The 11,897-nt window shown below is 35.7% G+C and carries 12 protein-coding genes; 5 read left to right on the plus strand and 7 right to left on the minus strand.

Annotated elements, in window-relative coordinates; genetic code table 11:
• Positions 1-280 precede the first annotated feature (280 nt).
• The 7 genes from HMPREF9389_RS10275 to HMPREF9389_RS10245 all read right to left on the minus strand — a co-directional run bounded on the left by HMPREF9389_RS10275 (position 281) and on the right by HMPREF9389_RS10245 (position 7,028).
• Positions 281-1,228 (minus strand): AEC family transporter, encoded by a 948-nt coding sequence (locus HMPREF9389_RS10275; RefSeq protein ID WP_002927799.1) that lies wholly within the window; start codon positions 1,226-1,228, stop codon positions 281-283.
• 346 nt (positions 1,229-1,574) lie between these two features.
• Positions 1,575-2,768 (minus strand): oxalate decarboxylase family bicupin, encoded by a 1,194-nt coding sequence (locus HMPREF9389_RS10270; protein ID WP_002927801.1) that lies wholly within the window; start codon positions 2,766-2,768, stop codon positions 1,575-1,577.
• 115 nt (positions 2,769-2,883) lie between these two features.
• On the minus strand, positions 2,884-4,509 hold the full coding sequence (locus tag HMPREF9389_RS10265; RefSeq protein WP_002927802.1) for a malolactic enzyme: 1,626 nt from the start codon (positions 4,507-4,509) through the stop codon (positions 2,884-2,886).
• A 289-nt stretch (positions 4,510-4,798) separates the two neighbouring features.
• Entirely contained in the window at positions 4,799-5,356 is a 558-nt protein-coding gene (locus HMPREF9389_RS10260; protein WP_002927804.1) for a DUF6036 family nucleotidyltransferase, read from the minus strand.
• Positions 5,349-5,633, minus strand: coding sequence for a hypothetical protein (locus HMPREF9389_RS10255; RefSeq protein ID WP_032906146.1), 285 nt, complete (start codon positions 5,631-5,633; stop codon positions 5,349-5,351). Before HMPREF9389_RS10255 ends, HMPREF9389_RS10260 begins: the two co-directional genes overlap by 8 nt.
• A gap of 50 nt (positions 5,634-5,683) precedes the next feature.
• Entirely contained in the window at positions 5,684-6,121 is a 438-nt protein-coding gene (locus HMPREF9389_RS10250) for a hypothetical protein (protein ID WP_002927809.1), read from the minus strand.
• Complete coding sequence (locus HMPREF9389_RS10245) at positions 6,114-7,028, minus strand: IS1595 family transposase (protein WP_032906149.1); 915 nt, start codon at positions 7,026-7,028, stop codon at positions 6,114-6,116. The genes HMPREF9389_RS10250 and HMPREF9389_RS10245 overlap by 8 nt, the downstream gene beginning before the upstream one ends.
• Before the next feature lie 339 nt (positions 7,029-7,367).
• Between HMPREF9389_RS10245 and HMPREF9389_RS10240 the strand changes: the two genes are divergently transcribed.
• From HMPREF9389_RS10240 to HMPREF9389_RS10220, 5 genes are all read left to right on the plus strand, one after another.
• Positions 7,368-9,332 carry an HsdM family class I SAM-dependent methyltransferase gene (locus HMPREF9389_RS10240; RefSeq protein ID WP_002927814.1) on the plus strand — a complete coding sequence of 655 codons (1,965 nt, stop codon included), beginning with the start codon at positions 7,368-7,370 and terminating at the stop codon, positions 9,330-9,332.
• Positions 9,325-9,789, plus strand: a complete 465-nt coding sequence (locus HMPREF9389_RS10235) for a restriction endonuclease subunit S (RefSeq protein ID WP_002927816.1) — start codon at positions 9,325-9,327, stop codon at positions 9,787-9,789. The genes HMPREF9389_RS10240 and HMPREF9389_RS10235 overlap by 8 nt, the downstream gene beginning before the upstream one ends.
• Positions 9,774-10,322, plus strand: a complete 549-nt coding sequence (locus tag HMPREF9389_RS10230) for a restriction endonuclease subunit S (protein ID WP_002927818.1) — start codon at positions 9,774-9,776, stop codon at positions 10,320-10,322. Before HMPREF9389_RS10235 ends, HMPREF9389_RS10230 begins: the two co-directional genes overlap by 16 nt.
• Positions 10,323-10,639: 317 nt before the next feature.
• A complete protein-coding gene (locus HMPREF9389_RS10225; protein ID WP_002927821.1) occupies positions 10,640-10,990 on the plus strand; it encodes a helix-turn-helix domain-containing protein in 351 nt (116 codons plus the stop codon).
• A 133-nt stretch (positions 10,991-11,123) separates the two neighbouring features.
• Positions 11,124-11,897: LysR family transcriptional regulator (locus HMPREF9389_RS10220; RefSeq protein WP_002927825.1), on the plus strand; the 774-nt coding region annotated here is incomplete at its 3' end.

An 11,897-nucleotide genomic window follows, 5' to 3' on the forward strand; every position in this document is an offset into this window, starting at 1 on the left:
TAACAGCATAGCATAGTTTAAACGAAAAAGCATCCCGTATATTCGATACGAAATGCTTTCAATAAATGTAAATAAGTTTTAACGTTTACTAAATTGTGATGCTTTACGAGCTTTCTTAAGACCTGGTTTGGAAAGTATGGGTTTTAGTTAGACTAAAAATAGCGTAATATCAAGGCTTTTCAGAACGATATCTACTTATTAATTTCATAAAATTTGAATCAATATTTTTTAAATAGGAGAATTTCTTAATTCAGAACCTTCACTCATACCATAACCCTAATTATCCTAATAAAGTTTGGAGTATTGGAATAACAATGATAAAGAGCACTGTACTTAGAGTCACCACATTCGTTGAAAACTCAACATCTCCTTTTCCTTGATTGGCAAGGATTGGAAGAACTGCTAGAGCTGGTGTAGCGGACTGAATCATAAAGGTCTTAAATTCTGCTGTTGCCATATTTGGGGCAAAGAACTTCAATACAAGAAGCATGATCAGAGGAGCTAGGATAAAGCGTCCAACCAAAGTTACAATTGTATCTTTATCAAAAGCAATCGTATTCAAGCCTGCCTTTGCAAGAACAATACCGATATAGACAAGAGATAATGGCGTTGTTAAACTACCAATATAAGTCAAGGTACTTTCCGCAAAACTTGGGACAGGAAGACGGAGCACTAAAAATACGAGGGCTACGAGAAATCCCAATAAAGGTGCTGGGAAGAGCTTCTTCCAATTGAATTTTTGAGCTTGCTTTGAAGCCCCTTCTTTGCTATCCGAGGTCATTAGATAGACACCTAATGTCCAAGTAGATACCGTATTTGTAATATAATACACCAAGAAGTAGGGAAGAGCTTGATTTCCAAACAGAGCTATGTTTAAAGGCAAACCAATAAAAATGGTATTGGCATTAACAAAGGTATTAGTCATGGTTCCTCGACGGCCTGGGCGTACTTTAAAAAGTTTCACTGCTATAAAGGCCATTAGGTAACCGAGAATGAAGGCGATAAACGTATACAATAAACCGCCAGACAGGCTAATCAATTTATCTAAAGTTAAATATTTAAGAACAGAGGTAAAAATTGCCACTGGCATGGCCACATTCATAATGAGTTTAGATAAATCATTTCCAAAACTCTCTTGAAACCAACCACGAACTTGTAAGAAGTAACCTAGAATGATAATGACGATAATAGGTACAATACTCTGAATTGAAGTTAAAAAGATTTCCATAGTTTCCCTTTCTACATGATATAGCGTATATTTAAAGGCGTACGGAACATCTAGTCGTACTCGTACACCCCATTTCCATTTACTTATTTATATGTTGAATACCATTTCAAATCACGAACTGCTTTAGCCATATCTGTTTCCTTAGCGCGTGCAAGACCTTTCTCTTGCGTTTTTTTAGCTGTTGCACCCCGATTTATGCTCGTTCCTCACCAATCCCTCGCTTCCACAATGGCCACCTTTCCCCCTGCAAAAGCGAAATTACTAGTCACCGTTAGTCCAGCAACACCTCCACTAATCACCAGTAAATCATAGTCATAGCTCGATGGAACAAGCCGATTTTCAGGCTTTAAAAAGGATTTTTTTCATTTTTATTAAATGTGGTTTTATCTGGGTCGAACCAAACAACTGGCTGGGCTTCTTGAGGGAAACTCTTCACCACTTCTTCGGAAAGGTTCAAGTGTTCTGCTACTGTTTTTGTTGGAGTTGTCGCCAACCATTTATTCAAGGAGATATCTGAGTAATCTGGATTTGGAAAGACCTCTACAAAGACCAGTTTTTCTGTTCCCGTATTTTGTACATAGTGACCAGCCACATTTGGAACATAGCCAACATCACCAGCTTTAAAGTCAAATGTTCTTGCCAGGCCATTGGAGTTGAAGACACCCATACGTGCTTGTCCTTTGATATAGTATTGCCATTCGGATGATTTTGGATGCCAGTGAAGTTCACGCATACCACCAGGTTCTACTTCTACAATAGCTCCTGCGATACTCTTTGCTGCGGGGAAAACATGTTGATCAATAATCCAAACTCGTCCAGCTTCAGTTTCAATTGGATCGATATCATCCAAGTGGAAGGTTAACGGATGAACAGTTTCCCCATTTTTGTTAGGACGTTTTTCTTCTTCAACCGATTTTGGAAGGGTCCCATTAAAGATATATTTTTCTTTTTTAGGAAGGCTTTCAAGTACTTCAGCTGTTTGCTTGAAGTTAGCTTGAACCACTTCATTAGGTGTGTGCACCAACCAGTCACTCAAGAGAAGCGTTTCATTCTCAGAGAATGTTGCTTCATTAAATACTAGTAGAAACTCACAACCCTCATCCAATGCTTGGATAGAGTGGGCAACCCCTGATTCAAAATTCCACAGATCTCCTGCCTTAACATCATCGATAAAGGTTTGACCATGTTCGTCGATACCTGTAACACGTGCGCTTCCGTAAAGCATGAGGCCCCACTCGGCTTCTTTATGCCAGTGCATTTCACGATAAGCCCCAGGGGCCAGGGCCATGTTAACACCTGCCAATTCATCCGAAACAGGTAATTCGCGAATAGTCACTTCACGAGCCCAACCACCTTCTTCAAGACGGTTATGTGCGTCTGAATAGCTATAACGCATGTTTGGAAGAGTCCCATGGTCAGTTACAGGAGGGACGAGAATATCAGGATTTTCTGCATCACGACCAAGGTTACGAGGGCCAAAATCAAGCCAGCCTTTGTTGTCTGATTTACGTTCTGGTTGAATCTTATTTTCGTTCGTCATGTTAATTTTTCCTTTTCTATATTGATTATGTAATAGTGTACAATTTTTAAAGGAAGCTCCCTTCCTTACCGAGCGATGAGTGTTTTCATTTCTATCGATAAACAGCAAAAATGAATTATTTATACTCTGGATACCATTTCAAATCACGCACTGCTTTGGCCATATCTGTTTCCTTGGCGCGTGCAAGACCTTGCTCTTGTGCTTTTTTAGCGACTGCTTCGGCTACTTTAATAGAAACATCTGCTACATACTTGAATGGTGGCAAGACAGGAGCTCCTGGTTGGCCTGGATTGACAATACCACTCAATGAATGAGCTGCTGCTCCAATCATTTCATCCGTCAAAAGACTTGCTTCAGAAGCCAGCATACCTAGACCAAGACCTGGGTAAATCAATGCATTATTTGCTTGACCAATCACATAGTCTACACCTTTATAAGAAACCGTATCAGCAGGAATTCCTGTTGCGACAAAAGCTTTGCCATCTGACCATTCAATCAAATCTTTGGCACTTGCTTCGGCTAGCTTGGTTGGATTTGATAATGGGAAAATCATTGGACGTTCAGTATTTTCACACATAGCTTCTACAATTTCTTTAGTGAAGGTATTTGGCTGAGTTGAAGTTCCTACAAGAATGGTTGGCTTCACAGTCTTCACTACTTCAAGCAGGTCAGTCAACTTGTCTGCGTTGCTAAAGTCAGCACGTTTCTTAGCAAACGGTTTTTGTTCAGGAGTTAGGTCATCCATGTCATCAAAGAGAAGACCTTGTTTATCAACCATAAAGAAACGTTTATAGGCTTCTTCTTCAGAAAGACCTTCACTCACCATTTCACGAAGAACACGAGAGGCAATTCCTGCACCCGCAGTACCACCACCATAGCAGAGATAAACTTGATCTGTTAATTTTTCACCACTAATATCTAGTGAACCAAAGATACCACCCAAGGTAACGATTCCTGTACCTTGAATATCATCATTAAAGGTCGGAATTTGTTTCCGATATTTTTCAAGAATATTGGCAGCATTCAAGCGGCCAAAATCTTCCCAGTGAAGGTAGAGTTTAGGAAAGAGACGTTCTGCTGTTTGAACAAATTGGTCAATGAAGTCGTAGTAACGATCTCCGCGGACCCGTTCGTGACGATTTCCCAAGTAATTAGGATTGTTCCGAAGTTCTTCACGGTTAGTTCCTGCATCAATGACTAAAGGAAGGACCATAGAAGGATCGATTCCAGCAGCACCCGTATAGACCATCAATTTCCCAACGGAAATATCGACACCATTTGTTCCCCAGTCTCCAATCCCAAGGATTCCTTCTGCATCTGTTACAACTATGAGTCGAATCTCGCGATCCCCGGCAGCATTTTTCAAAGTGGCTTCAATATTTTCAGGATGATTAATATCAAGATATCCCGCATATTGTGGATCTACAAAGAGGTCACTATAGCCTTCAATCGTATCTGCAATGGTTGGGTCATATACAATTGGATTGAATTCTTCCAAATGTTGAGAAAAAAGGTAATAGAATAAAGTTCTATTTGTATTAAAGATTTCCATTAAGAACAAACGTTTTTCCAGATCATTGACCTTTGTTTGCATTTGTGCATAAGTTTGCGCTGCTTGCTCTTCAATGGTTTGAACGTAAGGTGGTAATAAACCAATAAGGCCTAGTTCCTTTCGCTCCTCTAAGGTAAAGGCAGTCCCCTTATTAAGGAAAGGATTGTTTAAAATATCATGTGCAGTCATAGTGCAACCTCCTTTTTAAATATTGTATCACGTATAATGAATTATTTAAACAACTTTGTTAATTAAATAATACACAATTTAGCATTTATGCTATAATGAAGCTACAAATCATAGTTTATAGAAAACTATTTTATTCTATAGCCCCTACTTAAAACACTATTAATGATGATCCTTTGAGATGTTTTATTTTAGGGAACTATATACCTGTTTACACTAACCACAAGGTGTAGTATTTCACAAAACATAAAAAAGACGACTTCCGAATCGGAAATCGTCTTTTAATGTGATGTCAATAATATTTTTTAAGTTTATCTTGATTTTCTTTGAAAAAATCTTCTAACCAATCCATGCCATAAGCATGGCTAAAACCTTCTAGGAGAACAGAGAAGTCAATACTATCAAATCCCATTTTCTTCAAACCATCAAAGGTGTTGAATGGTGAACGAAAATGCTTGTATTTGATAATCGCACCAATATCTTTCAAATCCTGCTCTCTGGTACTGACCATTTTCATCCCTAACACATATTCAATTGGAGCAACTAAAACCGTTAGATTTTCAAATGAGTACAAGGTTTCACATAAACTTAACGGTGGCTGTGTGTTCATATTTGCCACATTATTGTTGAGCCATAGCTCTTCGTGAGTGTTAAGATTAAACTCTTGTCCGACACGAGCGATAATCTCATTGATTTTCTGGCTTTCCTCATAAAAAGCATCCACATCTTGCGTCGCACGTAAACCATGATATTCCAAGACATAGCCACCAACGCAGATAATGGTCAAAGTAAGATTTTCCTGAACCAATTCCTTATTCAAGGCTTCGAAAACAGGTTTCATTTTATCCATGTTTGTATTTCTCCATCATTTTTTGAACATTGGTTAATTTAGCTGGCTTATTTAACGAAATCACATATTCATGAGTTGGTGTGTGCTCTTGAATGGCATACTTTAAGCTAACCTTTTGAAAATCAGTTAATTCTTTGGAGACTAGTAATTTCTCAACATCCTCATTTGTTAAATAAGAATGGTCTTCAAAAATGACTTTTCGCAAATAACGAAACCAATGACTTGCATTGAAACGTGATTGCTTGGATGCATTTATCATATAATCATACCAATCCATCATCTTCCTCCTATAAGATTTAGTTCATGTGATTGTCTATATTCAAAAGTCTAGCTTTTTCTCTTTCTTAACTGTTTATCTTCTTTAGGATTATAATTCAAAGCCTGTTGTAGTTTCAAATCAAAATCAGAAAGTTCTAGTTTTTCCTCCTCAAAAGGAATATCAGGCAATTCAAACTGAAACTTTTTATAAAAGAAAGTGTCGAACTCCTCTTTGTTATCTGAAATATCTACTAGAGTATCTAGTTCAGAAAGTCGATTCTGTATGCTGATTTTTGTAATATCTCCTAGCTTTTGGTAAATCGCGTAATACGATAAATCTTGGAAAAATTTCCGATGTGATTTAACAATCGCCTGAGTATAAGGGCAATTATAATAACTGAGATATTTTTTGTAAAAATTATCAGAAAGAGAAATTTGGTAATCCACTAACTTATTGTCAATCGTTTTGGAAACTGTTCGCTCCATTTCTGCATGTAGTTTATCCATGGATTAGCTCCTTGTATTTTGTACGAACTCCTGAAGATGCTAATAGAAGATTGAAGCGGTCATTATCCGCCATACTACGAGTATTGTAGCGGAATACAAATTCATCCACATAGTCCTGCAAATGTTTCTTAGACCATGAATGGTAAATCCCTAATACCCCTCGTTTAAGTCCTGCCCAGAAACCTTCAATCGTGTTTGTATAAATATCATCAATGACATATTCACGAGCACCATGGTTTACAAAAGCGTGGTCGTACATCTTCGCAACTTTATTATAACCCAACCATTCATCAGTGTAAAGTTGAGCGGTATCTTTAACAAATTTAACGACTTGTTCTGTCAGAGTTTTTATACCTGTATCACTTACTTTATGAGCATTTAATTTTCCTTCTCGTGCAACCATACCGACAACTGGAGTTTTATCTTTTAGAGAACGACCCTGTGCATTTTTGACCTTTTTAGAATTATGGCGATTCTTATTTTTACCACCAATATAGGTTTCATCTACTTCGACAGTTCCGTCCAATTCATTGTTATTTTCTGAGCCAAAGCATCTACGAATACGCTCTAACATAAACCAAGCGGTTTTCTGAGTAACGTGAATATCTTTTGAAAGTTGAAGCGAGGAGATGCCTTTTTTATGAGAAGTCACCATCCAAATAGCAATAAACCATTTTTGAAGAGAAACCTTAGTATTATCAAACATTGTACCAGTTTTAACGCTAAAATATTTGCCAGTATTCTTGCACCTGTATTTTCCATTCTTGCACTTATAAACCTTAGATGTTTCATCAAAAGGACTGACTACATAGCCATTCCAGCGAATTTTTTCTAAATGTTGTTCACAATGATAATCACTTGGGAAAGCATTCATCAAATCATACAATGACTTAAACTCACCTAACATCTCTCTGCTCCTTTTATATTCTAAAATCATTATATCATTTAAAACACAAAAGTCAATAATTAGTGTAAAATTGGGTATAATTCTTTTCAAAACTAGTATTTTGTGATATAATAGTATTGTTGTATAAGCAAGGAGAAAAATATGACAGAAATCAAATCAAATCAAATCAAATCAAATCAAATCAAATCAAATCAAATCAAATCAAATCAAATCAAATCAAATCAAATCAAATCAAGCTGATTATGTAGCTATTCAGTCTTTTTGTCAACCCCTTTTTAGGACTTTTTCACTTTTTTGTGAGGAGGTCTTTTATCATATAATCTCTAAATTGGAGGTTGTATGTTAGTAAGAAAAACAAACGAAAGTGATAGCACAGGTAAATTAGTTTATCAGCTTTTTTCAGAAGCTAATTTTTCGAACAAAGACTTCTATGTAGAAAACGCTGGTGAAGCAACATGGATAGAAGCATTAAAAGGAGCTTCTAAATCTCTAAAAGGAAAACAAGGAATTCCTGACTTCAATTTTCAATCTGGCAGATTTCACATACTTATAGAAAACAAAAAAGATTTTTCTAAATTGGAGACTTTCGACGAAAATGGTAATCTATTGATGGATGTTCATTCAATAAAAGAATATGCTGTAAATGGAGCCGTTCATTATGCAAAATGGATTGTTGAGCATTCTTCTATTTATGATAAAATCTTTGCATTAGGAATAGTTGGTTCTCCTAGACGATATAAAATACAACCTTATTATATTGAAAATAGGGAAGATGGTCTTGTTATAAAAAGACTTAGTGATGTATTAAGTTTTGAAAATTTTAAAGAAGAGAATATTGAAGAATATTATAAAGTTTCAGTTCTTGGTGAGCTATCTCTTTATCAAGAAGAACTGAAAAATATCAATGAAATTGCATATAGTATTCACGAAGATTTGAGAAATTATGGAAATTTAGGAGCAGATAATAAAGCAACTGTAGTATCAGCTATTTTGTTAGCACTACGACATGGATTGACAGCAAATCAACTAACTGGAGGTGTTGATAGTAGTTCAGATGGTAATACTATTTTTAGAGCTATCGAAGATGAGTTGAATAATTTGTATCAAGTTAGAAGCAAAAAAATTGGTTCTCTTTTAGATACTTTTCGATTTATTACTACTGATGTGCGATTGAATACTAAGTTAACAGAATTAGGCAATAGAACACCTTTATGGTATTTTACAGACCGTTTAAGCAATGAAGTCTATCATAGGGTAGTTGGTGGTACTCCATTTGATATATTAGGTTCATTCTATAGCGAATTTGTTAAGTATGGTGGCAATGATGGTTCGGATTTAGGTATTGTATTAACACCGTTGAATATTACTTCCCTAATGGCTGACCTAATTGAAATAAGCCCTACCGACACGGTGATTGACCCTGCTACTGGTACAGGTGCTTTTCTAATTGCTTCAATGCAAAAGATGATTGAGCAGGTTGAAAAAGATGATGTCAATTATAAAACTAGTGAAGCTAAAAAACAAGCAATCAAAAAAATAAAGTCAGATAGGTTATATGGAATAGAGTTGAAGTCCAAACTATATGCAATATCAGCTACTAATATGATATTGCGAAATGACGGTCGTGCGCATTTAGAAGAAGGGGATATGTTTCATCTTTCTTTAGAGAACGATGGGAATTTCGATAAACTATTGATGAATCCACCGTATAGTCAAGCCAAAACAAAAGTTACTTCTCATTTATCTGAGATGAACTTTATGATAAAGGCTTTAGGTAGATTAAAATGCGGAGGTCGAGCAGCATTTATCGTCCCCCAATCAACAATGACCAGTGGTCCAAAAGCTATAAAAGATGCTGATTATAGAGAATTAAAACAAGAGCTGTTAGATAATAACAGAATAATTGCAGTGATTACAATGAATCCTAAGACATTTTATCCTTATGGGACAAGTCCGGTTGTTATCGTATTGGAACATGGTGTACCACAAAAGGATAGTAGAAGCATTTTGTATGATTTTAGAGATGACGGGAATATTCTTAATCCTCATCTTGGGATGTTAGAAGATGCTACAGCAACAGAAAAGAGGAAAAGACTGCTAGATACTATTAAAGATAAGATAGATATAGATGGTGTTAACTCAATAAAAACAACTCTGACAGCAGATGATGAATGGTTGCACAGTTATTTCTATTTTGATGATTCAATTCCAACTCCAAAGGACTTTTTATCTGCATTAAGAGACTATGCAACGTTTGAATACAGCATGAAAATTAGCGATAGAGGAGATATTTTTGATGACTGAAACTTTGAAATATCTACCTTTTGAATTATCAGATACCAGATACTTTAAGTTACACTCGACAAGCTCTGGTATTGATAAAGTGAGATTAAAGATTACAAATGACCAAGAATATTTTCCATACATTACTCGGACAGATAAAAATAACGGCTGTGATATGTTTGTGGGAAAGCAGGATAAACCACTTGATAAAGGAAATTCCATTACAATTGGTTTAGATACTCAAACAGTTTTCTATCAACCTACGGATTTTTATACTGGTCAAAATGTTCAAATATTAGAATCTAAGTTTATGACTAAAAATATCGCCCTATTTTTAATTCCACTAATAAAAAAACAACTAGTGTTACTTAACTGGGGAGGAAACGGAGCAACTTTAGGACGATTGCGTGTCAAGAAAATTGTTTTGCCAGTTGATGAAAAAATGAACCTAATTGGGAATACATGGATAGTTTTATAAATAGTCAAATTAAGCCGTTAAAAGAACTAGCTAATAACTCTCTCTTGACTCCTCCGCTCATAGATTTGAATAGTGTTCCTTGGTCAGATTTTTATATATCAGATTTTTTTGAAGCTGAAAGAGGTAAATCTGGAGCAAAAGGAAAGCTCCAGAGCGGAGAAATCCCTCTTATTTCTGCCCGTAAGCAATTCAATGCTTTTGATAGTTTCGTTACAGTTGACGAAAGCAAAGTCTTCAAAGAATCAATATCAATAAACAATAACGGCGATGGTGGAGCAGGTTTAGCATTTTTTCACAACTATAAGTACGTTGCAACTCAAGATGTGACAGCGCTAATGGAGAGGAAGTTTATGAGTAAAGAAGCTAAACTGTTTATATCTGTTTGCATAACTAAACAAGCTAACAAATTTGGGCACGGAAACAAACTGAACTCTAAACGTCTTCTTCATCAGAAGATAATGTTACCTGTAACGATTGAAGGAGAACCTGATTTCGAATTCATGGAAATGTATATATCATCAATAATAAGTTGATAGCAATTCCGCTTTTTATAAGTTGTTTAATATCTATACCAAAAGCGACCTCTAATATAGAAGTCGCTTTTTTGTATATTATCGGAAGCACTACATATTGTGGTTAGTGTAAACAGGTATATAGTTCCCTTATTTTATACATTTCCGTGCACATAGACAATCTGCTATCATTCTTTAGCAAACTGTCAAGTAAAAGCCAAAGCAACATTCAAATTTTCCAACCTAATTAAAAATATAAATCTAATTAAAGTTTGTTATAAAATACTTTGTATTTTATAAGGTGTTTTTTTGTCATACAAAACTTGTATTCTATTTATATGACAACTAAAAACTATTTACAACAATATATTTCCCAAAAAGTGAAATATTTTCGTACAAAAAACAAAATGAGCCAGGAAGAACTTTCGGAACAGGCGGGACTTGGTCTTAAGTATATCAATCAACTAGAAAACCAAAATGTGAATCTGACCATTCACAGTTTAGAAAAAGTGATTAATGCCTTACAGATGACCTCAGAGGAGTTTTTCAATTTTAGTAGCCTTGAATCCACCTCTGATAAGACTGAAAATCTTTCACTAAAGAGATTTAACATGAAGATTAAACAACTTCCTGTTGATAAACGCGAAAAGATGTTAAGCATTTTCGAAAGTATCTTAGATAACCTCTGATATCCCTGACTCACCCACATTATAACTGGTACAAAAACGTATAGTCAAATGAAGTGATACGGATAAATATTATTTATCTGGTTACTTCTCTTAACTTATATTTTATTTCCCTAGATGTTGAAAGTGAGCCCATATGAATTTAAAAGATCTACAATATTTTTATGACCTCTGCCAGCTTCAATCCTATACGGAAGTAGCAAAACAACACAACATCAGCCAGCCTTCTATTTCTTATGCCATCAAGCGCTTAGAGGAGGCTTTTAATTGTAAGTTGATTCACCACGATCCCTCACACCGATCCTTCAAACTGACTAATCAAGGAGAAATCCTTCTGAAACACACAAAGCTGATCTTACCTGAGGTCAGTTCTGCTCACAAAGAAATAAATCGGTCTTTGGCCCATTACTCTACTGTAGGATTTCCTCCTATTATCATACAGTATCTCTTTGCTTCTCTAAATGAAGAAAAGGAATTTGATTTTTTAAAAAAGGTACGCCCTATCCGCGGTGGCTCCGTAGAGTTATTAAACCTTCTCCTCAAGGGAGACCTTGATGCAAGCCTACTCGGTTTGATTGAACCATTCAATCATCCTTCAATAGAGACGCATGAACTATTTCATAAAGAACTGTATGTCGTTTTATCTAAGAACCATCCTCTTGCTACTGCTTCTTCCCTCACTTTTGAAGATTTAGTAGATCAATCCTTCATCCTTTTAGATGAACACTTTGTTCACCTGAAAGCTTTTGAACTACTTAATCAGAAGTATCAAAACAGGGCAGAAATATTCTTTAAGAGTGACGACATTGTCATTCTTAAAGAACTTTTAAAGAAAGGAATTGGAGTTAGTTTACTAGCTGATATCGCACTTTCTGATGAAGATGATGATTTAATAAAAATCCCTCTAATA

It is taken from the genome of Streptococcus sanguinis SK355 (genome assembly GCF_000212855.1).
Classification (GTDB): Bacteria; Bacillota; Bacilli; order Lactobacillales; family Streptococcaceae; genus Streptococcus; species Streptococcus sanguinis_A.